31 protein-coding genes and 1 pseudogene are annotated in these 26,575 nt (G+C 36.9%); 17 read left to right on the forward strand and 15 right to left on the reverse strand.

Annotated features, from left to right (window positions below):
- Window positions 1–7 precede the first annotated feature (7 nt).
- Complete coding sequence (menC, locus tag OXIME_RS05490) at window positions 8–1,111, reverse strand: o-succinylbenzoate synthase (RefSeq protein ID WP_393970845.1); 1,104 nt, start codon at window positions 1,109–1,111, stop codon at window positions 8–10.
- A gap of 80 nt (window positions 1,112–1,191) precedes the next feature.
- Between menC and OXIME_RS05495 the strand changes: the two genes are divergently transcribed.
- The 12 genes and pseudogenes from OXIME_RS05495 to OXIME_RS05550 all read left to right on the forward strand — a co-directional run bounded on the left by OXIME_RS05495 (window position 1,192) and on the right by OXIME_RS05550 (window position 9,165).
- Window positions 1,192–1,986, forward strand: coding sequence for a hypothetical protein (locus OXIME_RS05495; RefSeq protein WP_393970846.1), 795 nt, complete (start codon window positions 1,192–1,194; stop codon window positions 1,984–1,986).
- A gap of 979 nt (window positions 1,987–2,965) precedes the next feature.
- A complete protein-coding gene (locus OXIME_RS05500) occupies window positions 2,966–3,163 on the forward strand; it encodes a hypothetical protein (RefSeq protein ID WP_393970847.1) in 198 nt (65 codons plus the stop codon).
- Between the two features lie 18 nt (window positions 3,164–3,181).
- Window positions 3,182–3,772 (forward strand): annotated as a pseudogene (locus OXIME_RS05505) (IS607 family transposase).
- Window positions 3,759–5,006 (forward strand): RNA-guided endonuclease InsQ/TnpB family protein, encoded by a 1,248-nt coding sequence (locus OXIME_RS05510; protein ID WP_393970848.1) that lies wholly within the window; start codon window positions 3,759–3,761, stop codon window positions 5,004–5,006. The pseudogene OXIME_RS05505 and the gene OXIME_RS05510 overlap by 14 nt, the downstream one beginning before the upstream one ends.
- Window positions 4,996–5,340, forward strand: a complete 345-nt coding sequence (locus OXIME_RS05515; RefSeq protein ID WP_393970849.1) for a hypothetical protein — start codon at window positions 4,996–4,998, stop codon at window positions 5,338–5,340. Before OXIME_RS05510 ends, OXIME_RS05515 begins: the two co-directional genes overlap by 11 nt.
- 1 nt (window position 5,341) lies before the next feature.
- Entirely contained in the window at window positions 5,342–5,620 is a 279-nt protein-coding gene (locus OXIME_RS05520; RefSeq protein ID WP_393970850.1) for a hypothetical protein, read from the forward strand.
- A complete protein-coding gene (locus OXIME_RS05525; RefSeq protein WP_393970851.1) occupies window positions 5,550–5,858 on the forward strand; it encodes a hypothetical protein in 309 nt (102 codons plus the stop codon). Before OXIME_RS05520 ends, OXIME_RS05525 begins: the two co-directional genes overlap by 71 nt.
- Before the next feature lie 231 nt (window positions 5,859–6,089).
- Window positions 6,090–6,611, forward strand: coding sequence for a hypothetical protein (locus tag OXIME_RS05530; RefSeq protein ID WP_393970852.1), 522 nt, complete (start codon window positions 6,090–6,092; stop codon window positions 6,609–6,611).
- Window positions 6,612–6,910: 299 nt separating this feature from the next.
- Entirely contained in the window at window positions 6,911–7,090 is a 180-nt protein-coding gene (locus OXIME_RS05535; protein WP_393970853.1) for a hypothetical protein, read from the forward strand.
- Between the two features lie 87 nt (window positions 7,091–7,177).
- A complete protein-coding gene (locus OXIME_RS05540) occupies window positions 7,178–8,287 on the forward strand; it encodes an IS5 family transposase (RefSeq protein ID WP_393970854.1) in 1,110 nt (369 codons plus the stop codon).
- Window positions 8,288–8,484: 197 nt separating this feature from the next.
- Window positions 8,485–8,748 carry a helix-turn-helix transcriptional regulator gene (locus tag OXIME_RS05545; RefSeq protein WP_393970855.1) on the forward strand — a complete coding sequence of 88 codons (264 nt, stop codon included), beginning with the start codon at window positions 8,485–8,487 and terminating at the stop codon, window positions 8,746–8,748.
- A 63-nt stretch (window positions 8,749–8,811) separates the two neighbouring features.
- A complete protein-coding gene (locus OXIME_RS05550) occupies window positions 8,812–9,165 on the forward strand; it encodes an SHOCT domain-containing protein (protein WP_393970856.1) in 354 nt (117 codons plus the stop codon).
- A gap of 139 nt (window positions 9,166–9,304) precedes the next feature.
- Here OXIME_RS05550 and OXIME_RS05555 read toward each other — a convergent pair whose 3' ends face one another.
- From OXIME_RS05555 to OXIME_RS05565, 3 genes are read right to left on the reverse strand one after another with little or no spacing between them, the layout of a single operon-like run.
- Window positions 9,305–10,120, reverse strand: a complete 816-nt coding sequence (locus OXIME_RS05555) for a hypothetical protein (RefSeq protein ID WP_393972256.1) — start codon at window positions 10,118–10,120, stop codon at window positions 9,305–9,307.
- Entirely contained in the window at window positions 10,120–11,205 is a 1,086-nt protein-coding gene (locus OXIME_RS05560) for a replication protein A (RefSeq protein ID WP_393970857.1), read from the reverse strand. Before OXIME_RS05560 ends, OXIME_RS05555 begins: the two co-directional genes overlap by 1 nt.
- 13 nt (window positions 11,206–11,218) lie before the next feature.
- A complete protein-coding gene (locus OXIME_RS05565; RefSeq protein ID WP_393970858.1) occupies window positions 11,219–11,824 on the reverse strand; it encodes a hypothetical protein in 606 nt (201 codons plus the stop codon).
- Window positions 11,825–12,015: 191 nt separating this feature from the next.
- Between OXIME_RS05565 and OXIME_RS05570 the strand changes: the two genes are divergently transcribed.
- Window positions 12,016–13,173, forward strand: coding sequence for an MFS transporter (locus tag OXIME_RS05570; RefSeq protein ID WP_393970859.1), 1,158 nt, complete (start codon window positions 12,016–12,018; stop codon window positions 13,171–13,173).
- A 3-nt stretch (window positions 13,174–13,176) separates the two neighbouring features.
- Here the strand turns inward: OXIME_RS05570 and OXIME_RS05575 are convergent, their stop codons facing one another.
- The 4 genes from OXIME_RS05575 to OXIME_RS05590 form a co-directional block, all read right to left on the reverse strand.
- The gene (locus OXIME_RS05575; RefSeq protein ID WP_393970860.1) at window positions 13,177–14,106 is read right to left on the reverse strand and encodes an acetamidase/formamidase family protein; all 930 of its coding nucleotides are present in this window, start codon (window positions 14,104–14,106) and stop codon (window positions 13,177–13,179) included.
- A 179-nt stretch (window positions 14,107–14,285) separates the two neighbouring features.
- A complete protein-coding gene (locus tag OXIME_RS05580; protein ID WP_393970861.1) occupies window positions 14,286–14,849 on the reverse strand; it encodes a hypothetical protein in 564 nt (187 codons plus the stop codon).
- A gap of 86 nt (window positions 14,850–14,935) precedes the next feature.
- On the reverse strand, window positions 14,936–15,328 hold the full coding sequence (locus OXIME_RS05585) for a hypothetical protein (protein WP_393970862.1): 393 nt from the start codon (window positions 15,326–15,328) through the stop codon (window positions 14,936–14,938).
- Window positions 15,329–15,377: 49 nt separating this feature from the next.
- Complete coding sequence (locus tag OXIME_RS05590; protein ID WP_393970863.1) at window positions 15,378–16,046, reverse strand: GntR family transcriptional regulator; 669 nt, start codon at window positions 16,044–16,046, stop codon at window positions 15,378–15,380.
- A 534-nt stretch (window positions 16,047–16,580) separates the two neighbouring features.
- Here OXIME_RS05590 and OXIME_RS05595 point away from each other — a divergent pair.
- The 3 genes from OXIME_RS05595 to OXIME_RS05605 all read left to right on the forward strand — a co-directional run bounded on the left by OXIME_RS05595 (window position 16,581) and on the right by OXIME_RS05605 (window position 18,737).
- On the forward strand, window positions 16,581–17,027 hold the full coding sequence (locus OXIME_RS05595) for a hypothetical protein (protein WP_393970864.1): 447 nt from the start codon (window positions 16,581–16,583) through the stop codon (window positions 17,025–17,027).
- A 167-nt stretch (window positions 17,028–17,194) separates the two neighbouring features.
- Window positions 17,195–17,833, forward strand: a complete 639-nt coding sequence (locus tag OXIME_RS05600; protein WP_393970865.1) for a hypothetical protein — start codon at window positions 17,195–17,197, stop codon at window positions 17,831–17,833.
- Entirely contained in the window at window positions 17,826–18,737 is a 912-nt protein-coding gene (locus tag OXIME_RS05605; protein WP_393970866.1) for a glycosyltransferase, read from the forward strand. Before OXIME_RS05600 ends, OXIME_RS05605 begins: the two co-directional genes overlap by 8 nt.
- Here OXIME_RS05605 and OXIME_RS05610 read toward each other — a convergent pair.
- The 3 genes from OXIME_RS05610 to OXIME_RS05620 are packed head-to-tail and all read right to left on the reverse strand — an operon-like array spanning window position 18,709 to window position 20,918.
- Window positions 18,709–19,893, reverse strand: a complete 1,185-nt coding sequence (locus OXIME_RS05610) for a class I SAM-dependent methyltransferase (RefSeq protein ID WP_393970867.1) — start codon at window positions 19,891–19,893, stop codon at window positions 18,709–18,711. The two genes, OXIME_RS05605 and OXIME_RS05610, sit on opposite strands and share 29 nt — an antisense overlap.
- Window positions 19,890–20,114, reverse strand: coding sequence for a hypothetical protein (locus OXIME_RS05615; protein WP_393970868.1), 225 nt, complete (start codon window positions 20,112–20,114; stop codon window positions 19,890–19,892). Before OXIME_RS05615 ends, OXIME_RS05610 begins: the two co-directional genes overlap by 4 nt.
- Before the next feature lie 30 nt (window positions 20,115–20,144).
- Complete coding sequence (locus tag OXIME_RS05620; RefSeq protein WP_393970869.1) at window positions 20,145–20,918, reverse strand: glycosyltransferase family A protein; 774 nt, start codon at window positions 20,916–20,918, stop codon at window positions 20,145–20,147.
- A gap of 253 nt (window positions 20,919–21,171) precedes the next feature.
- Between OXIME_RS05620 and OXIME_RS05625 the strand changes: the two genes are divergently transcribed.
- Window positions 21,172–22,665, forward strand: coding sequence for a transposase (locus OXIME_RS05625; protein WP_393970870.1), 1,494 nt, complete (start codon window positions 21,172–21,174; stop codon window positions 22,663–22,665).
- A gap of 88 nt (window positions 22,666–22,753) precedes the next feature.
- Here OXIME_RS05625 and OXIME_RS05630 read toward each other — a convergent pair whose 3' ends face one another.
- The 4 genes from OXIME_RS05630 to OXIME_RS05645 form a co-directional block, all read right to left on the reverse strand.
- Window positions 22,754–23,992, reverse strand: a complete 1,239-nt coding sequence (locus tag OXIME_RS05630) for a nicotinate phosphoribosyltransferase (protein ID WP_393970871.1) — start codon at window positions 23,990–23,992, stop codon at window positions 22,754–22,756.
- On the reverse strand, window positions 23,980–24,555 hold the full coding sequence (locus tag OXIME_RS05635) for a cysteine hydrolase family protein (RefSeq protein ID WP_393970872.1): 576 nt from the start codon (window positions 24,553–24,555) through the stop codon (window positions 23,980–23,982). The genes OXIME_RS05630 and OXIME_RS05635 overlap by 13 nt, the downstream gene beginning before the upstream one ends.
- Window positions 24,521–25,897, reverse strand: coding sequence for a cysteine--tRNA ligase (cysS, locus tag OXIME_RS05640; protein ID WP_393970873.1), 1,377 nt, complete (start codon window positions 25,895–25,897; stop codon window positions 24,521–24,523). Before cysS ends, OXIME_RS05635 begins: the two co-directional genes overlap by 35 nt.
- Before the next feature lie 103 nt (window positions 25,898–26,000).
- Window positions 26,001–26,570: a 2,3-diphosphoglycerate-dependent phosphoglycerate mutase gene (locus tag OXIME_RS05645; RefSeq protein ID WP_393970874.1), complete on the reverse strand. Its 570-nt coding sequence runs from the start codon at window positions 26,568–26,570 to the stop codon at window positions 26,001–26,003.
- Between the last annotated feature and the right edge of the window lie 5 nt (window positions 26,571–26,575).

Genomic DNA, 26,575 nt, shown 5'->3' on the forward strand with positions numbered 1-26,575 from the left:
GAATATTTTACATTTTCCATACTTTTATCACACCTTCAGCCGTTTTATATCCGGACAGGGCATTGGTGTCAACTTCCACCCCTATCCCCACACCACTGTTGGCCTCTATATATCCGTCTTTCATGGTGAAGGGATTCAGAACCACATCCTTTTTGAAATATTTTGAATTTGGTGATGTATCCCCAGCATAGTCAACGTTAACTTGTGATGCCATTGCCACGTTAAAAGCCCTTCCAATCCCAGTTTCAAGCATTCCTCCGACCCAGCAGTGTCCCCCATTTTCCCTTACAACCTCTGAAATCGAAAGCGAATTGGTGAGCCCTCCAACGCGACCGGGTTTTATGTTTATAATCTCTCCAGATCCAATTTCAAATGCCTTCTGTGCCTTCTCCAAATCAGTTATTGATTCATCAAGGCATATGGGTGTTGACATTGATTTTGCAAGCTTTGCGTGATAAATGAGATCATCATGTCCCAGTGGCTGCTCCAGGTACTGAAGATTGAATCTGTCAATCTTTTTCAACAGGTCAATATCCTTTATTGAATAGTCACAGTTGGCGTCTGCAGTAAGGTTGATATCCGGAAACCTGTCTCTTATGGCCCCTAGTATGCCCAGCTCTTTTCCCTTCTTGATCTTCACTTTTATCCTTTGGTAGCCCGTGTCAAGAGCATTGGAGATTCTGCTTATGGTAGTTTCAATGGGTTCCATTCCCAGAGAGATACCCACTTCAGCCTTTCCTTTTGACTTGCCAAGGTATCTGTCAAGTGGCATGCCTTTTATCCTTGCATGATAGTCCCAGAGAAGCATTTCCAGAGCTGCTTTTGCCATGTTATGTCCCTTCACATAGGCCACCTGTTCCATGAATTCCCCGGGAACAGGGAGTTTCATCAAATGAGGAACAAGATACCTGTCAATGATCTCCAGTGCAGTAGAATTATTCTCATAACTGTAAAATGGATCTGTGTCTGTAACACTCTCTGAATATGCGGTTATACCATCTGCTTCAAGCTTAAAAATAAGAGCACACCGATCAAGCTGCCTTCCAAAGCTTGTTTCGAATGGTGTTACAAGGGGCATTTTAACAAGCTGATATGATAGCTTTCCTTCCATGCACTGACATGGACAATTCTGTATAATAATTTCACCTGAAGTGAGAAGAATTAAGATAAGCGTCTGGCATTAATCCCTGTATGGATATAAAAAAAGTCAGTGATCCTGATGAGATAAGGAATATTCTTCCTATAATCAGTTCGGCCTGGGGATTTGAAAATATGGAAAGCCTTGTGAAGGACATGGTGACAGCCATGAGATTTCATGGTGGTCTGGTTCTGGGGGCCTATAACAATGAAGAAATGGTAGGGATGAGTTTCTCTTTTCCAGGCTACAGGAAAGGCAAAACATACCTGTACTCCCATATGACCGGCATTATAAAAGAGAAAAAATATTCAGGGATAGGGTATGAACTAAAACTAGCGCAGGTAAAGTGGGCAAAGGAGAATGGTTACGATCTCGTTGCATGGACGTTTGATCCCCTGATGTCATTGAATGCCAATTTCAACATCCGAAAGCTGGGTGCATTTTCCAGGACATATCTCAGGAATTTTTATGGTGAGATGGATGACAAACTTAACCGGGGTATACGAACTGACAGGCTAGTTGCCGAACTTTGGGTCAATTTCAGAATTGAAGACCCACCGAAAGAAATTTTGTTTATGAATACACCAGAAATGGATTTTAACTTTGACCCGACTAAAGAACTTAATGGACAGCCATTGGGAATGTACATTCCAGAAGATTTTGTAGCCATGAGACTCCATGATCTGAAATTTGCAGTTTATGTAAGGGAGAAAAGCTGCAGTTTGCTGGAAAACGTTTTTAAACAAGGATATTGGATCACGGGTTACAGTAGATCTCCAAAACCACATTACATTATGAGAAAGTTAACAAATATACAAGATAATATGAAGGAAAACTTATTTTATTAGATAATTTTCCATTAAATATTTTTTGCATATATTCAAATGATTCCTAAAATGGCATCCAGGACTTTTTTTCTCTTATAGTTAATTTTTTATTATTATTTCTATATTGTGTGGATTTTAAATATGCGTATTGTTTTATTAAAATATTAATTCATTGATAATAAAGCACCGCTTTTAATAACAATTGATTTTAATACAACTTTATCTCAATAGATATAATGTTTCTTATTCCTAAATCAATTCCTAAAATTCTATTTTTAAATAATAATAAACCCTATATATCCTTTTATATACTATTTCTATTTTATAGCCAATACTCTGTATTATTCTTACTTCCCTTAAATCTGTATTATCATTTAATCTTGTTTTAACTTCTATATCTATAATTTTAGGAAAATATAAAATATTGTCTTCTATATGACATTACTGATTAGTAAAAATCAACATAAATTCTCCATCTTTATTTTTATATTTAGGTATTTTAGGTATTCCTAAAAACTTCTCTAGATGTTTATTATATTCTTTTATTGCTTTATGATATGAAATCCATTCATTTATTACTGTTTTTATAGTCCATTTTGCAGCTTGTGCAGGCAATTTTTGTTAATCATTATGTTCATCGTTTTCATCAGGTATTTGGAATTTCCTTACTAAATTATTATATGAAGGGTATTAATTTTTAGAATTATTTTTTAATTGTATAAAAAATACATTTCTCATATCAAAATTTGATTGATTAAATAAATTCTTTTATATATGACATAAATATGATATATATTCATTGTAATTAATGTGTATTTCTTCTGTTCTAATGATTTTCATAAACAATATATATTATAAAATAATAATATGTAAATTTGTTTCCAAATTATATACAAATTCAATGATTATTCGACACTTTTTTAAAATCAAAAACTTAAGATTTAAGATATGTAAAATAAAAAAACAAAAAGATAATTGGGTTAATGCTTTTAGCGATAAAATGGATAAAAATGAAAAAGATATTCTTTATCTAGCTAAATTTTTGAAATATATGGGAATTGATAAAAATATGCTTAAAAAAAGAATAGAAAACCGCATTAAAGCTCAAAAATTCGTGTATTTTGGGGAAAAATATGGTTTACCTCTATCTTATGACTTTGATATAATCAATTATTCAAATAACTATTTATACTTGTGATATATCATGATATTATCAATGAAGGCTAATGAAGTTTTAAACCTCTTGCGTATTTCTAGAAAAACATTACATGTATATGCAACAACTTGAAAGATAAGATTTACTGTAATGCCCAACCGTTAATATGATTATAACCATGAGGATGTTTACAAACTTCTTAATAGTGATATAAAAAGAAAAACAGTTCTTTATGCAAGGGTATCAACAATAAAACAAAAACACCATCTAGATAATCAGATTAATCAGTTGAAACAGTGGTGTTTCATGAATGGTTATACTATCAATGCAATATACTCTGATATTGCGTCTGGAATCTCCTTCGAAAAAAGAAAAGGGTTTTTTGATATGTTAGATGAAATTATCAATTATAAAGTTGAGAAGGTCATAGTAACATATAAAGATAGATTATCCAGGGTTGGTTTTGAACTTTTCAAGCATCTCTTCAATAAATTCGGAACAGAAATAATAGTTTTTTCAGAAGTTGGCAATGCAGAACTCGATTCGGAAGAGATTTTTGAAGAAATAGTTTCTATGCTTCCCTGTTATTCAATGAAGATCTATTCAAAAAGAGAGAATCACTCTATTGAGGTTGGTTATGAAGATCATTAGAACGGAAGAGATATACATCAAATCCAATGATATAATATCAAAGATGTGTCATTATTCAAATAATCTATACAATCAAGCAAATTATGTGCTTAGACAACAATTTTTCAATAAAGAGAAGCTTTTAGATTACAACCATTTAGTAAAATTGTTTCAGAATGAAAATGAAAGCGATAATAATAATTATAGAAAACTACCAGCACAGACAGCACAATGGACAATAAAGAAAGACTTTTCAGCTTGGATCTCTTTTTTCAAAGCAAAAAGAGAATATGGAAAACATTTTGAAAAGTTTGCTGGAAAACCAAAACCACCAAAATACAGAGGCAAAGATGGGGAGTTCATTCTAATATTCACAAACCAGCAATGTAAGATAAAGAATGGAATATTAAAATTCCCAAAGATAATGAATCTGGAGGTGAAAACGAGATTAAATGATGTAAATTTAAGAGAGGTAAGAATAGTTCCTCAAGGTATAGGATACAAAATAGAAATAGTATATTGGAAGGAGATAGAGAATGTAAGGGGACAAAAGGAACAAAATAAAGGAATCATAGGTATAGATATTGGTGTAAGGAACATTGTAACTATTGTAGATAGTATTGGTAATAAACCAATTGCTATTAAGGGCGGTGCTGTGAGTTCCATTAATCAGTATTTCAATAAAGAGTATTCCAAACTAAAATCTATAAGTGATAGGCAGTTAGGAAATAAATACATGACAAAGAGAGAAAAGAGATTGTTCATGAGGAGAAACAGAAAAATTAAAGATGTTATGCATAAGATCAGTAAATTTATCATTAACTACGCAGAAAACAACCATATAAACACAATTGTCATAGGTCATAATGAAGGGTGGAAACAAAAAACAAATATAGGGAAGATAAACAACCAGAAGTTTGTACAGATACCATTCAATACACTTATACAACAGATCATATACAAAGCAGAAGAGAAGGGAATAAATGTTGTTGTAATAGATGAATCACACACTTCTAAAACATCATTTTTAGATCAAGAGACAATAGAACATCATGACATCTATAAGGGGAAGAGAATACTCAGGGGATTATTCAAATCGGCAAATGGAACAATAATTAATGCAGATGTAAATGGATCATACAATATCATGAGAAAAGCATTCCCAGAATCATTTGAGGACGGGATAGAGGGTGTTGGGTTACACCCAAGAAGTTTAAGGATCAGTCAGATCATAACTTCCAAAGGTGGATGTTAACAATGTTAACAGAAATCATAACCTGTATCTTTATGGTCCATACTCTTCTGAACTTACAAGAGACTATTATGATATACCTGAAACTAAAGATATGGTTTCCGATTTAGATGAAAATGTTAAAAAGATTCTTATATTCCTGAAAGATAAAAATGCTTTATATTTAGAAATAGCTGCGACATTAGATTCTGTTAAATCTAAAAATAAAAACATCAATAATAATAAACTTGTAGAAATGGTATCAGATTTAAAAAGCAATAGATTAGAAGAAAAAAAGAAAAGAAGTGATTACGTAAATGATGTTTTAGAAGATTTATCAAAAAACAATATAATTTAGATTGAGCATATACATGTCAACTCAAAATTCTGACAAATTTATAGATGCAAACATACTTTTGGAATATATAATGCCTGAAACAGCTAAAGGTAAGGATCAACATAATAAAGTTAAAAAATTACTTAATCCTTCTAATCCTGGCTATTATCATATTCGGATATTCACCTATACGCTTGGTGAAGCTTTTACAAGGTTATTAAATATAAGAGATGGAAAATCATTGGATTTTTCTGATAATTCTCTTCAAAAAAAATATAATTCAGGTTCAAAATTGGATTAAGCATGGTTTTATCACCATTGTAAAGCTTGATGATATTGATAATGAAAAGTTAAAACAAAGTTATGCTGAAATTGATAAAATTGATAATATAATACAACAAGGCGATAAAATTGTTCTTGCTGCCTTCTGTTTAGATAAATATTCAAATTTATTCCATTCTTTTGATACAAATATTCTTGAAAGCGGAAAATTGAAGGATTATGTTAAAAAGTTTGAAAAATCAATAAGAGAACTTTGATATTATATTGAATTTTAAAATATTAATATAATATTCAATCATGGTTTAGGTCATTTAAAAGATATTGACAGTAAAGAGGTATGGAAATCCATTCTCACAGGCAACTATGATAATTTCTCTAATAAAATTGCAGTATCTAAGATAACTATATCAAAACCTTCTATTCTCAATAGGTTTAAAAAAACGAATGAGAATAAACCTTTAAACAAACAAATTAAACCATATAACTTCATGCTTATAGGTAACAAGATCAACGAAGTCATTCCATGTTTACCTTACTCAAAGGATATTTATGGTATTCAATATAATGAATTTATAGATCATAAGTCTGATATGTCATCAAAGGAGCTTGAATTACCTACAATAGCATATTGGAAATCTCTTGATAGTGTATTAATTCAATATGTGAAACATAATGATAACAAATTCGATTATATTGAAGGAATAGCACAAAGGAAACATATTTATCTCAACAAAATAAGATACATTGGTAAAGAATCTAATAATTTAGATGAAACAGAAATATTCGGAATTGATAATGATTTGTATACGGAATATGAGAATAGTGAAAAATTTATGGAATGGATATTATCCTTGAGACCACGAGATGTTAAAGAACATGGGATATCTCAACAAACCTTATACAATATTAAAAAACAAATTCAAAATAATAAAAATAGGGAAAGACATTCAAAGGTTTATAATAAATTATTAAAAATATATAAAGAACTAAACAAAACAAATTCCACCTGAATTGTCCTCTGTTTGCTGTCTATTATCTTGCCAGTCCTTGTCACAAATGATAATGTGATTTACATAAGATAAAAAATAATGTTTATGGATGGGTAATGGAAGGATAATAAGGTTTCTTTAATGTATGTTTTTATACGTTGATGTATAAAAATGACAAAATCACAAAATAAGAAGTTTTTATATATATCCCCCATGATTGGATGGGGTCTAAAAAAAATGAACTAAATTTTTATGCCATCGTATAACATCAAAAATATCTTAATACCCTCTGAACATAGGTCTGAATTAAAGGATAGTATATGGATCGTCATGGAAACGTTGTTGTGTCAGCAATCTCTGCAATATACTCGATGGTTTCTCTGACAACTGCAACTTCTGTAGTAGTCATTATGGAGATAATAGGGTATAGACTCCCCTTAGTGGGGGAAATTTCATATGCTGTTGTTGTAATTTCAAGTCTAACAATAGAGGATTTCTAATAACTCATTTGCACATGATCGTTAATTTATAGCGTTGTTTACTGGCTCTGATAGAAACATTTATTCATGGGATAGCCATGTAAATGTATGAGTAGCTTACTCGATGTTGCCATTAAGGAAAAATACACAATCATGAAGATAAACGATCCTCTTGTTTTTGTAAAGAACGCGATCGACTGGTCTGTCTTCTCTAAGATATTGAAGGGGATGTATCATAACGATACAGAAAGAGGAGGTGCATCTAACATTCCCATCATCACAATGGTCAAGGTACTCTATCTGCAGAGTGCATACAACATGGTGGATGAACAGGCAGAAACCATGATCCGGGATCGAATATCTTTCATGAACTTCCTGGATTATCCTGATAGACTGCCGGATGCAAGAACTATCTGGATCTTCAGGGAGAGATTATCAAAGACTGGAAAGGATCGTGCTATATGGAATGAACTGAATCGACAGTTGAGAGAGAAGAGAATTATCATCAACAACGGTTCATTAAACGATATCAAAGTGAGAATCGAAGCACAGGATTCAATGATCATAACAGCAGATCCAGGAAAACATGGAAAGAAGAAACCTCCTGTTTCCCTGGATCCACATCCTCCTGCAGATACGAAGAATACAGGCAAAGAACAGAAAGAGAAGAAGATGACCAGGGAAGAGAAAAGACATGCAAAGATCATGGCAGCAGAGAAGAAAAGGATCATGAGGGAGGAACGCAGGTATTCAGAGACAAGGAGATCCAAGGATGGCACACACACAAAGAAGGGATCGAAGGGATTCTTCGGCTACAAGGGGCATACAGGCGTTGATGAGGATGTATATATTGACAACTACATCGTCACTACTGCATCGGTGCACGATGCATCTGTCAATCTGTCAGTTCCGGGAAAGACAAACTTCCGTGACAAGGGATACTTCGGCTCACCCTGCAATGGTCGTGACGGTACCATGGATCGTGCTGTCAGAGGATCAAAGCTTTCGATAGATCAGGTCAGGCGCAATAAGCGTATATCCCGTAAAAGATCAATGGTGGAACATCCATATGCTGTTATAAGAAGGGCGTTCCACTTCTCCCATGTTCTGGTAACAATGGTCAGGCGGGTGAGGGTAAAGTTCATGTTTGCCTGTATGGGTTACAACATATACAGGCTCAGATCACAAATGACAGCGGCAGCTATGGAAGTTGCCTGAAAATACCTAAAAAAAGAACAAAAAACAAAGAAAAAGTAGAAATAAAATCAAAAGAAATAGGATCAAATCCTTATAACTTTCAGTTTTTATCGAAGAATCCTGTCAGAATAATTGAATCAGAAAGTTAATAGAAATCCTCAATACTATATTTTTCAGCATCAGGACTTGTTCGGGCATATAGTACTTTTTCATCAAATATGGCCACTGCAGATATCATATTTGAAAACAAAGCTATCAAATTAGAGAAATCCCCTGCTGAAGCTTTACTCAATGAAAGAGAACTGGAAATAATGGATGTACTGCAAAGGGCAAACGGTAGAATTCTTCAGAATTCACTGATCTCAAAAACCGGAATGACTGGACCAACCATATCAAGAACTCTGCTTTCTCTTGAAAATAAGGGTTTTATCGTGAGGAAAAGACTTGGAATGACAAACGAAATATTAATGGTAAAGAGATGAAATCAATTTCACTGAAATGCATTTCAATGAATTATTATTAGCTCTTTCGCTATTTTATATTTGATGAAATCAACAGCAGAAAAGATAGTGTGGATCATCGTAGGATTGATAGTGGTTTTTGCTGCAATAGGCACAATCTCCTTTGCAGTCTTTGGAAGAAATGGAATGTACCCTCATGGAACAGATTTTGTGATGGGCGGTTTTCCGATCTATGCAGCCTACATAGTCATGCCCATTATGGCGGCCGTCTCAATACTGGTTGTTTTCCTGTTTCTGTATTTTATAATAGTAGTATTCAGAAGGACTGAAACTTTAGATCACAATTCAACAAAAGCAGAAGAGATTCTGAAAGAAAGGTATGCTAGAGGAGAAATAAGCCTTGACGAATACAAAAGCATGATAGAACATATAAAATAATTATTCAATATGTTTCTGTTACCTATTTTTTATAAAATTCCTGCACATGGAGAACACCTTGTATATGCATTAAATCCATAAAAAATTTGAAGAGGATTAAATATTATTGAGCTGATGTTTCACCTGAATCACAGAAAACTCAGATTGCCTTGTACCTCTTCAATGAAACTTCATATATGTCACCCTCTGAACCAAGGGTATTCAGCAGTTCGTCTACTTTACTCTGATCTATGCCAAGGTTGGAGGAAGCGATCACAAGATCTTCATATCTGCATCCCTTACCATCCGTATCATTGTTCTTTATATAGTCAAGAACTGCTTGCCTAAACTCTATCTCATGACTTTCCGGCCTTTTGGAAGACGATGAAAGAATGAGTTCCTCGAAATTCTGGAAATCATAATCATGATATTTCTCCCTGGACCTTATTGCACATTGCGCCTCCTCTTTCGTGTATCCTAACTGAGTAAGACTCCTTTCATCACTTTCAGGATTTTTCATAGCTTCCCTGATTGCGTACAGTTTTCTTCTTGCAATATATTTCGCCTTAATATTCCAGAAGTCAAGGGCTTCCTGAGAAACTTTTCTGGTAAATTCTGGATTAATGTTGAAATACATTGCCCCTTCCGTAGTTTTGAAAGGATTTATTCTCCCCATTATAAAGACGGTATCATTTACCTCAAGCGAATCTATCTCAGCTTTCTGCTCCTGCCTGAATTCACTCTGGAACACACTTACATAGAATGAACCCACAGGATCTGATACAGTGATCTTGGTCAGGTTCTCATCTGGAAATTTCTGGATGACAGTTCCAGTCAGAATTACCCTTTTTACTCTGGTTCCAAGTGGCGTTACGACATAGGGCTTGCCTTTCTCTTCCGGTTCCAGATCCTCAATAATTCTGCAGTCTTTCAACTCTCTTGAAAATATCCACTTTGATGGTTCTCTTTTGTACATCAAGCGAACTCAGCCTCCATCTGCCTGTTAATTTCAGATATTATTGCATTATTTATGGGTTCCATGATTCTTATGCGGAAACTGAGACCATTCTGGCCGTTACGGAAATCACCGGTTAAAAGGAATGCATGGCCCTGTATTGCTGTCTCAAGATTATGATAAATCTCTTTCTTGTTAAGCTTAACATTATTGATTGATAGTTCATCCTCCTTCATTCCAAGAAGGGGTAAAAGCGCCTCTTTTCCTGCTGTTGCCTGCACAAATGAGGTCCCGTCGTCCAGTGTGAAATAGGAGAATATATCAAGCATCTGTGGAGCAGTTGGGTGATCAGGGCATCGCAGATCGTCAATTCTTTTCCTGCATTCTGAGCACCTGGTCAGGATTCCGCTTTTCTCGCCGAAGCTTACAGCAAACGCGGCTATCCTTATCCCCCCAACCGGTGAGTTGATATCTTCTATATTAGATATTTTTTTCTCTCCAATGACATTATTTGATTCCTCAATCTTGGTTCTGTCGCCTATAGAAACCCTGAGTCTTGAATTATACTCGGATACTCTTGCACCCTCGATCTTAACAACCTTGCCTTCCTGCAGTTTCTGCCCAAATGAAGTCATCTGGACCTGGCCGGTATCATCCTCGAAAGTTGTGCTATAGAGAAGCTTTTCCTCCCCATCCTTGTTGTATTTCCTTTCTTTCACCTCTCCGATTCTCCCCTCAATTGATACAAAGGGATCGTTCAGGTTAAGATTCCGTATTTTATAGCCCTTGTAACTCCTTTTCACCTCTATGGTGTCGTCCGTCTTCAGAATGACCTCAGTTTTGGAATCTATGTTTAGCCTGATTTTCCCATTATATTCCCTGGCGCTGCAGAATTTAATTTCTACAACATCACCAGATCGTATGGTGCTGGGGAAAGCCCATGCCGTGAATGGTATAGTTCCTGTATCATCCCCAATCAGCCCATAATAGTATACGGATTCTCCCCTTTCGTTCTTGATATCCTTCTTGTCAACAGAAAGAATTTTTCCTTTAATGGAAATGTCCTTCGAATCCTTTGTAATATCCCCGATCTTTATATTTGCCATGCCCTATTCTCCATTATGCATACATGCCTGTACTTACCCCACCTTTCTTTGCGGTCAATTTGTTTACTACCTGCTCTGCATCCTCATTGCTCAATCCAACCTTTGTTACGAGGTAATTTTTTACGTCTTCAGCACTTTTCCCCTGGTCCAGCATTTCCTGTACCATCATAAACATCCTTTCAGATATGATCCGATTAAACTGATCTTCCAGTTTGAGCGTCCTTACTAAAACATACATAGATGATAGAAGGATATTCAGAGCGTCCTCCAACTCCTCCCTTGTAAAACTTGAGATTTCAAAATCCGCTCTCAGAACTATCTCTTCGTTCATCCCATCTATCATGAACTTCACCAGATCTACCTGTCTATTCAAAATAAGGAGTGATCTGTAAACAGCAAGTCTTGGTTGATTTTCCATAACGGCCGTTTCTATACCTGTCTTCATGAATATCTCAAGATAATTGTCGAAATATGCCATGTATATCACGAAAGGTACTTTTTCATTCATGAGGACCATGTAATTATCCCCCTCTTCGATCTTCCACTTCATACCCACAAGACTTTTAGAATCATCGGTTCCCTTTTCAAGCCAAGATTTTATCTCATTTTTGTCTGCCATAAATACTGAATCACTATACATTAAGCCAATATATTATTTTTTTATTCCCAGATCGAATAATAAGATCAATAAGAATATTCAGGCAAAAGAAAATCATGAGACTGCATAAAATAAAACAGAATCAAAATGTTTAGATCCTCTCCATTCACTGTAAATACTAAAATAACATTTACCCGAGAGGTACAGTTTAGTTGGGAGTTTCCAGAGCTATTTCAGGATTTTCTATCATGCTTTCAAGGGTATTCTATTCCTTAAACTGGTTCAACATATCACCTGCCCTTATCCCCATAGGGAGGACATTTGGAGTCAACCTTGGTGAAACCGGCCTTCTTCTTTCATCATTTCTCATTGGGGCCGGAATATTTCAGCTGCCCGCCGGTGTGATCTCATCCAGGATGGGCGCCAAGAATACTGCCATGACCGGTATTTTCATCATGTCATTTGCCGTGATTGGATGTGCATATTCTCCAAGCTTTATCATTTTGGTCATTCTTAGATTTGCTGTTGGAGTGGGGGCTGCGCTATATTTTTCAACGGCCATCGGAATACTTGGTGAAATGTACTCTGCAAAACTGACTGCAATGATAGGTATTTACAACGCATCCTACAACATTGGAGCAGGTGCTGGCGTTATACTCTTTACCCCCATTGTGGAAATATATGGCTGGAGATTGGACTTCCTCATTTCCGGCATTGCCATGCTTATTGTTACAATCTTTACATTTATTGTTTTGCCAGCTTCCAGAAGATATACAAAGATCCAGGTCTCAGCGCTGAAAGAGAGAATACTCAACAGGAAAATCTGGGTTGTGGCAATAGGATTTGTTGGACTGTGGGCTCTGAATTACACATTTCCTGAATTTTTTTCCACATATGCCCAGAGCACAGGAATCCAGGATTACATAGCGGGAATCATGGGTGGAATGATCCTAATGTTTGGAATTGTTGGAGGAGTAATATCAGGAATGGTAAGAAAATTCAACGTTATCAGAATATCAATCATTGCCAGTATACTGATAGGAGTCGCAGTAATCATAATTCCTTTTACTGGATATTATGGATTGTGGGTTATCATTGCCTTTGAAGGGATGTTTGCCACTTTAGTAATATCACTTGAATATGCTGTTGTAGCCAGGATAGAGACCGATAAAACATACACAGCACTGAGTCTTGGACTCATTAATTCAATACAGATAGGTATAGGATCAACTGTTCCATACATTTTCGGATTTATACAGTCATATGGCTATCTTTACTCATGGACATTCCTTGGGCTTCTCTCCATAGTTACCCTGATTGCATTTCTCAGGTCAGGTGTCAGAAAGGGGCTTGAAATCTCAGTTGCTTAGATTTCAGTGCAGATTCTGTCTCAAAAAAATTGTTGGAAGGCACATGCTTACCACAAAATTCGGTTCGTCCACAATTTCAGATATTCTGAGGTCTCCAGCCACACTGCACAGAATGTAAGCTTCTTCAGGCTTATACCCGGCAAGTGAAAGGTGATGTATCATGTTTTCTGCAGCTTTCACTGCAGCACTGTGCAGATCAGAATCTATTCCCATGGCGCACATCATACTTTCGGATTCGCCACTTTTTGAATAAACAATTGGGTCCAATTCATGTTTTTTCCTGATAATTTTCACCATCAGCCTAACCCTGGCAGATGTCTCTATTGCAGTTCCGCATATTTCGCCGTCTCCCTGCGATGCGTGAGGATCAGATATTGAAAGCATTCCTCCATCAATATTTACCGGAAGCATTATTCTGGATCCAACACCGTTCATCTTGTTATCCATGTTACCTCCGAACCTTTGGGGTGGTATCATACCATAAGTCCCTTTTTCAGGAGCTGTTCCTATGACGCCGAGAAATGGCCTTACAGGTATCCTGACACCTTTCAGGAAATCTGATGAGGAACTGGCAATACTGCCAGAGATATTCCATATTACAAGTGATTCTTGAAACCTGTTTTTGAGAAGGCCGAAATCTTTCATTATTGCGGTCCACCCCCAGGCGTCTGGTATTATATCAACTATTGTCACTTCGAGTGTGTCTCCCTTTTTTGCACCTAAAATTTCAATGGCGCCTACAGCCGCATCAAATTTGCTGTTATCTATTCTCCCAAGATCAGCAAGTTTAGACTCTTTTTTTATCTGCATTGTGGATGAATCTGGTACTAAGACTTCCAAAATTTCACCCGGTTCAATCCTTATTACTGATTTCACTTCTGGAGACCATTTAAAATGTAGGTTTTTTTCGTCGCGTCCATCAAGAACTCTCATAAATGTGGATAAGTGATCCTGCATTTAGATATTCCTGTTGGAAAATTTCTGAAATCTTTAGACCTTAATTTTGATGTTTTAGCATATAAGTTCAATTTTAATTAAATGACTGTTTGAAGAATTTATCTTATTCAGCATCAGTTATTCTGTCTATGTTGCGTTCATTGGACATGAATTTCTCACTTTGTTTTCTTTATTAGACTTAGGAAAAGAGAGTTGCTGTCCTTTACGTCAGTTTTTTTTGACGCTGCAATTCTGTTCTGCCAGACTATCTGCAAAGCTTCTCCTATGATCAGCCCAGTTGCGAAACCCAGCAGAACCGAAAAGAAAGAATCAGTATACCCCGGGAAGAAGAAAATTATGATCATCCTTCCAATGAAAGCCACAGACCACACACCAATGACCCAAAGTGGCCTTTTGTAATATGGGAGATCGTTCTTCGTATAGAATGTAACCCCTTTACCGGTGTGAATAGAAATATACATTCCAAAGAGAAATGCCAGAATTGCAAAAACTGTGTTAAGAAAACCAATTCCATAATCTGCTATTACTGTGAAAGCTATGTATAGCAAGGGTCCAACAATTAGACTTCTTCTTGTAAATCTCCCTCCATGCAGGGATCTTACTATTTTCCTTGAGAGAAATATAACAACTATTGCAAGGAATGATGCCAGTTTATACGATAGAATCTCTGCATAAACCCTGTTATATATATTTTCAGCAGTTTCCAATAGCCTGAACACAGAACTTACCCAATAGCAGAATATGATCAAGAAGAGTTCTTAAAACTTCTTATTGTTCTTCTCTTCTGAATAATTTGCACTTATTTTTAATGAGAAGTGGTTTGCGCTTTTCTTGCGGTAAAAAAAGTGGTTGCATATTTCACTATATAGATAATGGGCAGGACATAGAAACCCAGTATCATTGTTATATCGGCCTCACTTAGTGGAACTGTGCTGCCAAACTCCATGAGAGCAGAAATGTGTTCAGGATTTGTGGATATTGCAACTGCGACAAATCCCAGTATAAACCCTAAAAACTGTGCCCTTTTATTTCCTGCCAATACTGAATAAGCAACAGCAAGTATGAAAACCACCGAAGCATAGGTAGCAACTGTAAGGAAAAATGGAACTAAATTGTTGATTCTAAGTATGTACCCCCCAAGAACAAGTATAACTGCATCCGCAAAGAGGAGAAATGAGAGGAAACTGTTGTTTTTCAACTTTTTTAGATATGATAATGGGATTTAACTCTTGCCTATTTTTATAAGATCATAATTTAAAGAGTTTGGGCAATACCTGGTTTTTGACGTAGTTTATCAAATGGTCTTCATGCTTTGTCATCTCCTCATAAGCTTTTAAAGGATCCCTGTTTATTATGGCCTGAAAGACTGATTCATGCTCATGTTCTCTTACATCTTTGTCTAAATTATCCTGAAAGGGGAATGACGTGATTCTTACTATTCTCAATTTTTTTCTGATCTCCTGACCATATTTTTCCATATATTTGTTTCCGCTGTTTCTGTCAATAAAATCGTGGAACTGGTCATCCAGATCGATTTTCATGAGGAAAAGTACAGAGCTCTGCCTGTAAATTTCAGTTGCTTTAACCATGAATTTTGTAAAATCGGATATCTGATCACTGCTGATCCTTATGGCACAGAGCTTGGCATTTTCTGTCTCAATAATCTTCCTAGCTTCATAAAGATCCAGTAGATCATAGGGAGAAGTAATAACCACCCTATAAGATCTCCCTGCCTTTTCCAGTAACCCTTCTTTGTTAAGTGCAATAAGACTCTCCCGTATTGGAGTCCTGCTAATATTGATCTGTTTTGCTATCGCTTCCTCGCTGATGGATTGCCCTACTTTAAATTTCCCCTGTGCTATGTTTCCATAAATATACTCATACGCACTTGAAGAAAGACTGACTCTTTGTCCCATGACCTTAATTTATTGTATATAAGTACTTAAATTTTAACTTTTACATTATTAAAAAACATGATTATATAAATAATTTTTTAGTATTTTTTTACCTATCCAATTGACAGGAAATCATTATTTTCCAACTCTTTGTGCACAATCTCAAACAAATATACACAATTATTAAGCGACTATTTTTTGTAAAATGTCTTGAGATAATTCTATTTTTCATTAATCTTATTAATGAGAGATAATATGCATTTAGTTTGATTATTTTTAAAATTTAGAGATAGTGTACAGGAATTGCTGTAATTATCTATCTATTTGGCATAGCGGTAGGTCTGATCAAATAATCACTGATCAAATTATAGCGAAACAAATTCCCCTTCCTTCAACACTTTCCAGATGTTGTGATGACTTGGACCCTGCACCTATGATGTTAAGATGGATGACTTCTGCAACCGGATTAATGATCATTTTTGTTATATGATTATACAATGTTACTTACTTGGGTATGTTTATATATGATAAATACGTTATATTATTTGGTTAAATATGGCTGAAGCCTCATTTTCAAAAGAGGGAACCATTGGATTTCTGCTGATTGTTGATTTTATAATAACAATAGTAATCCTGTTAACTGACAAAAATCTCCAGACTGATTTTGGAATTGTGAAACCCTATTTTATTCACTGGTATGGTATGCTTGTGACAGGAATAATTGACATTATGGGTGCAGGGATCATTATTGCAAAACCTACTAAAGTATACCTAAAAGCTGGGACAGTCGGATCGGCTTTGCTGGCCGTATTCCTCATTGCAGATCTTGCTACTTATAAAATGGTTGGGCTATCTTCTGTTTCGCAGTTTGCAACTTACCTGTTCGGATTTTCCCATTACCCGGGAGCCTTGTCATACATTCCCGGACTGTACGACATTCTTTTCATATTCTATATAATCACTGCTATAACAGGAGTGATCATCCTGAAAGGTCCCAGTTGACCCACCATTGCCCAAATAAAATTCAGAAAAATGCAACATTTAGATTCAAAACGTGGTCTAATCTGCAATTAACTATTAACAAAAAAGAAATACTTAATATTATGAATTTGTTGTTTATATTGCACAAATATTATCAGGTGGTGATAATGGGTGGAAAGTGATGAATAATGTCACAGGGAGACATTAAGGATTCGAAGATTTGCGTTGCCAGGGAATTCTTTAAACTTTTGGGAACAAGAGATTTACTTTTCCTTGGAATATCAGGATCGGTTTCTTATGATCCTGAACCTGATGACGATGTTGATATTTTTATTATAACAAAAAGCTGGAAACTCTGGATCACCATCATAAGAGCCATGATTATCAGGAGGATACACGGTCTTTACCCCATCTGCCTTTCACTTTGCCTAGATTCCGTTTCAGCAAAAAAGATGTTTGATGAAAGCCGTGATTTTATCGTTGCAATGGATTCGCTTCATGTTATACCTCTCTTCGGAGATTCCTATTATAACAAATTGATGAGGGGGAGTAAACTAATCAAGAACTTTTTTCCAGATGAATTCAAAGCTTATGAAATTCCAGTTTTGGAACATGCAAGATTCAACCTTCAGAATTGCGCACTCTACTTTTTCTCAGCAGTATATCTTGAATTAAAGGGTCTTATCCACAATCACAGATATGAGAGTGAAAATAAAAGAGAGAAATGCTTCAAGACAGTGCTGGGTTTTCACAGCTTCTACCTGGACAGTATTAAATACCAGAAACTGAGGGAATTGCATCAGGAACCTGGTGATAGCCGTGCCTAGTTCTGCCATTGTGTTTTCATATGATTCCCAGAGTGATGTGGAATATTATATAAAAAATTTTGAGAAAATGGGATTGGAAAGCATGATCATATGCACAGAAGGAGATATGGACCTGTCCCGAGTTGAAAACCTTATTCAGGGGAAAAGTGTGGAACTGGTATTCAACAGAGAGAGACTGGGAAAGAGTGCCGCATACAACAACGCCATGAAACTTGCCAGTTCAGACATTGTTTTTCTTATATCTGGAGATGTACGTTTTGACCCCCACGAAATTAACATCATGGAAGAGTCAATGAAAGATGATGAAATAATAATCCCAAGAGTTGTTCCATTTGAGACAGGGAGTAGAGCAGGAAGGATTGCTTCATTTATGTGGAATCTTAGGGACACCTGCCTGGATTCTGATGACTGGGGCTACCCGAAATCCGGTGGTGAATTTCAGGCCTTACCATCAAAATGTCTTGTTATCATCCCTAATGTCATAAACGATGATGAATATATATGCCTTAACGCCCATTCAAACGGAATGAGGGTGGTTTACCGCAGAGATCTTGTTGTCAGAAACTGGGTTCCGGAAACTTTCAGGGAACTTTTGATCCAGAGGGTTCGGATAAACTATGGACATCTGGAGATGAAGAAATACTTTGAAAAAAGTGCCTCTTTGAGCCTGAACTTTATTCGTAACATAAGAAAGTCATTCAGAATCATGAAAAAACACTTCCTGAGATACCCAGAGGATATTCGCTATATCTTACCGGCGTTCGCTTTGGAATTAACGTCCATTGTATATGCGTATTTTGATCTGAAAAGATCTAGAAACCACCTTTTATGGAGGATGGTCAGCACCTCACATGATCCTGGGAACAGTCCTGACCTTAATTCATCCTTTTTCTCAAGACCATGAGAAAGTGATCTCCGAGATATTTGAACGGCCATCTCTTTCCTATGAATCTATCAATTGAATCCAGAACTGCCATTCTGTTGCCAAGTAATTTTATGGGCTTGTTAAAATTTGAAGGTGGGATTATAACCGGAACACCTCTTACCTCTACCATAAGGAAATTTTTGCTGAATAAATGGTAGAACTGCCTGAATGAATAAGAGTAAACATCAATGCAGAAGCGGGAGTGACCTTCGGGGATGAATTGCCGCATACGCCATAGACATCGGGATGGTTTAAGAAAGAGAGAATGCATCAAGAATTCCGAGGCGCAAAATCTGTTATATACCCCAGCTATGAAGTATCCGTCTCTGGAAATAAGTTGGTGGAGTGGCTGGGACATTTCTCTGATGAGTGGTTCACAGTTCAGTGCACCGTAAGTGGAATAGCAGACATTGAATGAACCTTCGCCGGTTTCCCTGATTATTTTACCAATTTCTGAGGCCCTGAACCTATATGTCCTTAGAGCGCCCATCAGACCCAGAGTTCTTGCCTTTTCCTTTACAATATCCAGCATATTCTGTGATATGTCCACAGCAGTTACACTGTAACCACGTTTCAGTATCTCTATGGTCTCCGTCCCAGATCCACAGCCGATCTCGAGTATGTTTCCCTTGCTGGGAAAGTACTCGGTAAAAAGATCCAGCGATCTTTCTCTCAAGATTCTGTTTACCTGATTTCCAAGAATATGATCATCATAGTTTTCAGACACGCTGTCAAACTCCTCTTCAAGCCACCTGTAATATTCTTCTTGCATATGGGATTCTATCATGGTACTGCCCATATCTATGCTAATGATGCGAGAAGCTAGCGAATAATAATTTTTAACATAATCTTCACCGTACTTATCTGCAAAAAGAGACATAACTCCCGATTTTACATCACTCCCTGAAATTAGCTTTGTTTTCCCCCTTATCATTATGCCTTCTACATTCAGTGAAACATAACCATTCCTGAGTATTTGGGCCGGCCATCTTGGGTTATTTCCGGATGAAATCAGAAATATTCTTTCACCATTCATTACAAAAGACAGCCTGACTCGTGTTGTTCCGGATATTAAATCAGCATACTTTGATCTTTCAAGTTTTGCCATTTCATCTGAGCCCAAATCCTGGATCATTTCTTCATGCCCTCTTCCTTTCCGGCGATTGTGTTATAAATCCGGTCAATTTCGTAATCCAGATCCTCAACAACCCTGTCTCCTCTATTCCTTTTCCTCAATATTATTCCTCTGGTGCATATGAGGAAGAGATAAGACCTGTCCTTGAGATCCACCCCCAGGCATATTCCACGATTTGAAAAAAGGTACTTAATAAAAAAGCGTTCAGAATAGATCTTCAAATGCCTTCATCCTCCCTGTTTCAGAATATTTCACAGACTCACCTTTCTCCTGTCTATCTTACCCCATTTTTCCGGGTTCATGAACCCAACCAGTATTTTGAAATAAAAAATAGGGGAATATGCAATATTTTTAGGTTTCCTGCTGTTGAAATGCATCATAAATGTAATTGCAAGAGCCCAGAGTATCTGCCTGTAATGGTTCCCAGGAGTGAGCCTTATCTGTGCACCCTGCCATTCAGGCCAGTTTGGCATTTGTCTGTATTCCGATCTGTGAATCATAGCATCTTTTACATATCTGACCTTTAAAGAATTTTTTTTCAGGGATTCCTGGAAATAGTAAGTTTCTCTCCCCTGTATTTTATCAGGCATCTTTACCTCTGAAGCAAATTCTCTTTTAAAGATAGTTAAACCCAGGGGAAGGCCATAGGCAAAAATATATCCTACTGAGCATCCAACCACCGCACCCACTCCTTTAGATTGAATATATTTCAACCCCTCACTGTAAAATGTTCCAGATACTATCTCCACATCGCCGTCAACAAAAAGCAGAAATTCTGTTGTAGATTTAGAAATCCCAAGTTTTGTAGCAAACCCCAGTCCAATTTCCTCTGTGTAGTAATCCACTTTGTGTGACAGTGATATATCCTTGGTTAAATCGGTGCTGCAGTGATCGACAACAATTATCTTCTCATATGGGATATATTTCTTTACTGATCTTATGCATTTATCAAGAGTATTTGCAGAGTTGAAGGTCCTTATTATAACATCGACCTTTTTGCTTTCACCAGGTAAGATGTTTTGCATTAACTAATATTCAAATATTACCTAATAAGAGTTATTATATTAAGATTCTTTGATTTTTTATTTATGACCGTGACTTTACATCTTTTAATATATAGCATTCTCTAAAAACTTGAATTTTACTACTTCCCACGGGTATAATTGTGTGGGTACATTCTTTTGTTAATATGTATGTGTTTATTTTTCCTTGTAATCAAATTGTTTATAGGATTATTTTAATAGAAATATTTATGTATGTGGGTACACTATACTTCTAATGGCATATCTCGTTTGGAAGCATTCCGGCAAGAATAGATATCTTGTCATGAGGTGGAAGAAACGTATAAATGGTGTTCCTACTATTGTGAAAGAGATCAGTATAGGGAGTGTTGAGAATCTTGCAAAGATTGTTGAAGGTGATCTCAAGGATATTGTACTTAAAAGTTACAACTTTGGTGTAACAGCTGCTGTAATCATAATGGATAGAAAAATTAGTCTTAGGAATATTGTGAATAGTGTACTGAATCACCATGACACAGGTATGTCACCTGGTGATTATGTTCTGCTATTCATCATGAATAGACTTTCAGATCCTAAATCAAAGAGTGGAATAGAAAGGTGGATGTCTTCAGATTATGCTTCCACCATATATCCAAAGAGAGGATCACAGGATTTCTGGAATATGATGGATGGATTCACAGATACCGATATGAGAAATATAATGAATCAGATAAGGGACAAACTCATATCTCTCGGTTATGATTTCTCCAGAATCTTTGTGGATGCATCCAATATGTATACATTCATGGATGAGAATGACATGGCTAAGAAAGGTCATAACAAGAAACAGAGATATGATCTGAATCAGATTTCATATTACATTGCAGCAAATTATGATTACATTCCACTGTATGGTGAAGCATATCCGGGAAATGTACATGATTCAAAGACCTTTGAATCAATCATAAAGAACATACCTGATAATTCAACAGTGATATTTGACAGGGGATACAACTCAAAAAGTAACATAGAACTTCTTCATGACAGGAAATACATAGGTGCATTGATCCAATCAGATCATAAAGATCTCATTAAATTGAATATTGAAAAAGATTCATTCATTGAAACAAGCAAGAATGTATATGGTAAAGATCACAGAATCATTGTTTATCACAGTTCTGTTTTGGAAAAGAAAAGAGTGATAACATTCATGAAGAGATTCAAAAAAGTATATGTAAAGGCAAAAAGAATCATTGAAACTGGAGATTCTGATGCAATGGAAAAGGCAAGATTGTATCTTGAACAGGAGAAACTCAATGAAACCATAGAGTTACCATCCATGGCGATCAACAGTGAAAGGATGGATGAGAGATTCAACATGTTTGGTAAGAATGCCATATTCACCAATATTTCAGATATGAAAGGGGAAGAGATCATTGATCTGTACAGGAAAAGAAACAGAGTTGAACACTGTTTCAGAACAATCAATACAATGGATATTGCATTTCCATTGTATCACTGGACTACTCAAAAGATAAGTGTGCACATGTTCTTTTCACATATTGCATATCTCTTTCTTGCACTGATATACAACGAGGTAAGGGAATTTCAAAAGGATGTATCACCCATAAGGACTACTGAATACCTAAAGGATATAAAACTGAACTATGCAGCAAGAGGAAAGAGAGTTGTAGAAAAAATAGAATGTAAGTCTCAGGTGTCTGAGACCATAAATAAAGTTATGAAACTTGAATCCATAGTAAGAGATTAATGTACCCACAGTCAGGTTAACAGAAATTTTATATTTTATTGAGTTTGCATTGCTGATAATTAAGAATGATGTAAAGTCACGATGACAATTATTGTTTAAGGCTTGCAACACCTGCTAGATCCTTCATGCATCTGTTCCTTATCTCCTGCACATTTTCTCTTTTATGCACAAGAGTTCCATGTTTCAATATGGGCCTGATCAAATTTGGAACAGTGCTTCCACAGCTGCATTGATATTCATGTTGGGATTCCGGTTCTACACGCACAGACCCACATTTTTCACATCTGTATAGGTCTTTTTTTCCGGAGTATTTTCCCCTTTTTGTAAGCGGCTTTCCTCCTATTTCCACTATATCCATTGCAAAATCATACGGTTTTGCTGATGATATTGATGTACCTATTCCAAAAGCCTCTGCTCCAGCCTCTTTCAATTCACTTATATTATCCACATTCAGACCACCGGAAACCATTATCTTTACGGCTTTGAACCCCCTTAGATTCAGCTCCCACCTCACCTCCCTGACTATGGATGCAAAATTTCCCCTTCTGGATGATGGTGTGTCAAGTCTTATGTAACCCAAGCCATTTATGCTTTCTGCCGCCTTTATTGCCGCAAATTTTTCATCCATGAATGTGTCTATCAGAAGTACTTTCTTCTGCCCCTCCATGGTGTCAGATGCTGAAAGTTTCCAGGCAGAGTCATCCCCAACCAGAAGCGAGAGGGCATGGGGCATTGTACCCACAGGGTCCTGCCCGATCAGTTGTGCGCCAAGGATTCCAGAGACCCCGGCTGCCCCTCCTATGTAAGCTGCACGATCTATCATTGGAGAGATGGCGGGATGCATCCTTCTTATGCCAAAAGAGAAGAATGGTGTTTCACCAAGAATGGCTTTTATCCTGGTGGAATAAGTGCATATGCCGGTGGCCTGGCAGATGAACCCTAGCAAAGACGTTTCGAATTTTCCAAACTCTGAATATTTTCCCTCCATCCTCATTACAGGCACTGGAATTCCTCTATCATCCTTTGGCGGGATCATAGAACCTTCTGGAATAGAGTAAAGATCCACGTCCAATCCCTTTAGCAGATCTATGACCTCATCAAGCCCGCAGAATGCAAACCATCCGCCCAACGGCCCTGAAACAGTTATCTCAGCAGCCACCGTTTTGTCAGAATCTGATTTTTTTACCTCATTAAGAGTCCTGGTGAAATACACATCCGAAGCCAGGCCCTCCTTTATCTGCTTATCTGTTGCAGTGTTGAATCTGTATGTATTTTCAGAGATCCCATTTTTTTCCGGTACCGCAATGTTCACTTTTACACCTGCCATTTTGCTATCTCCTTCTCGAATTCTTCTGCCTTAATAATTCTGGCACCATAATATTTTCTCATGAATTCCAATGCTGTATCATGACTGGATTCATCTATTGAAGCGCACAGGTCGGATATTATATTAATTCCGTAGTACCGGAAATAAGCTCCCGCTGCAGTGTGCAGAACACATATGTCACTGCTAATTCCACTTATGAAAAGGTTTCTTACGCCTTTAGCCCGAAGATATCCATCCAGATCAGACTCATAGAATGAATCAAAGTGTCTCTTCCTTATACGCTGTCCACCGTATTTGCTTACGGATTTATGAAGTTCCGAAGACTCAGTCCCCTGAAGGCAATGCTCTCCCCATACCCTGAATTCCGGATCGTTTCTGATGTGTGTATCCATTGTGAATACAATATCCACTGATCCTTCCAGCTTACCTATCACCTCCCCTGTTCTTTCAGCTACCTGAACTGATCTCTGTGAACCAAATTTTCCAGACACAAAATCGTTTACAAGATCTACCACTATCCAAGCTGATTTAATCCCTGATCCACCATTCCACATCTTTTCCATTATCCTGCACCTCCACGCCCATTTCAACCAGGCTGACTCTTATAAAATCGGAAAGCGAGTAATTCTTATCTTCCCTGAGTTTTTTCCTTAAATCCAGAAGAAGATTAACAGATTTCTTCAGCGCCTCAGGATTTCTATCATATTCAAAAATGCCAAGAAAAGTATCTGCCCATTTGAATACTGACAGTATGCTGCGGACGGAATCAAAAGACAAATTGGAGAACTCCCTATAAGCAGTAGCTGCAAGATCCATTATTATCCTAATTGCAGACCTGAAATCGAAGTCATTATCCATGGCATTCTTTACTCTCTCTTTGTATGTCGCTGCATCAATGTCAAGATTTCCATAGACATCACCGTGAAGATCCAACCTTCTCTTTATTATGTTGAGGTAGCGCACATTTTTCTCAGCCTCCTCCATAACCTTTTCCGAGAAATCTATGGTGCTTCTGTAGTTTGCGTTGATCAGTGCAAACCTGATCTCTCTTCCGTTGTGCTTTTTAAGGGTTTCAGATATTGTTATGAAATTTCCCAGTGACTTTGACATTTTCAATCCGTTCAGGGTAACCATTCCCGTGTGTATCCAGTATTTTGCCAGAGTTTCCTTGCCGGAAATGGATCTCATCTGTGCTATTTCCGCCTCATGATGAGGAAAAATTAGGTCTGAGCCACCACCATGAATATCATACTCCTGACCAAAATAGGTCTCGGTGATAGCAGTATCTTCAATATGCCAGCCTGGCCTTCCCATTCCCCACGGTGATTCCCAAGCAGGTTCTCCGGGTTTCTGCATTTTCCAAAGCGCGAAGTCCTTCTCATCGTCTTTATCGTAGTTTTCCGATATGCGATTTCCCTGGAGAAGATCTTCAGACTTTTGCCTGGAGAGCCTACCATAGTCTGGAAATGATCCCACCCTGAAATAGACACCGTCACCGCCAATATATGCATGCCCTTTCTCCATGAGGCGGGATATCTGGCTGATGATTTCAGGGATGTATTCAGTTGCCCTGGCGTAAAAATTTACACTGTCCACACCCAGTTCATGCATAATATCAAAATATTCTGATGTGTATTTCAGAGCCACGTCCTGATAATCCACACAAAGATCCTGGGCTTTTTTGATGATTTTATCATCTATGTCAGTAATATTCTGGAGGTAAAAAACAGAGTACCCTGAAAGTCTCATATATTTTGCAATGCTGTCAAAAATTATATATGTCCTTGCGTGGCCTATGTGAAAACTTTCCTGAACTGTGGGCCCGCAGACGTACATATTTACCCTTTTGCCCCTGATAGGGTGGAAGCTCTCGACTTCACCGGACAAACTGTTTTTGAACATCATTCAGTAGGCATATTATCCATTGATTCATAAACTGTTTCATCACTCAGTAAAAATATTCCATAACCATGATTCGTAACCCATGTTATAAAAGACATGAGGTTCATCATCGAAATGCCATTTGAATCTTTGGAGTTACGAGAAACGAACCTATTGAAAGGACTTTCCTTTTTTCCACATCTATCACTGACATTGATGCGTTCCTTATGTTTATGCCAAAACTTTCCTCCTCATTGAAATTCAGAAAACCAGAGATTGCAGCCCTTATTGGAAGTGCGTGGCTGATCATTGTGTAATTGCCTTCGTAGGAGTTGAAAGCCTCCATGAATCTTCTAATGTGAGAGTCCCAGCTTTCCATTCCCATCTCAGACCTTGTCATATTTCCTACATCTGAAATATCTCTGTTATTATAATCCCCAAGTCCGGATTCCCTGATCCTTGAATCTATAACGTATGGGATTCCAATATGCTCACTTATAATTTCTGCAGTCTGTCTTGCCCTGAGAACAGGGCTGGAGATTATTCCATCAAACTTTAATGCCCTTATCTGGTCAGCAGTAAATTTCACCTGGTCTCTTCCCTTAAGAGTCAGTGGAAATTTTTCAGTGTCTTCAGATATTAAGTTTTTTACGTTTGCTTCGCTCTCTCCATGTCTGATGAGTATAGCCAGTTTCATTATGA

The organism is Oxyplasma meridianum, from assembly GCF_038024865.1.
Classification (GTDB): domain Archaea; phylum Thermoplasmatota; class Thermoplasmata; order Thermoplasmatales; family Thermoplasmataceae; genus Oxyplasma; species Oxyplasma meridianum.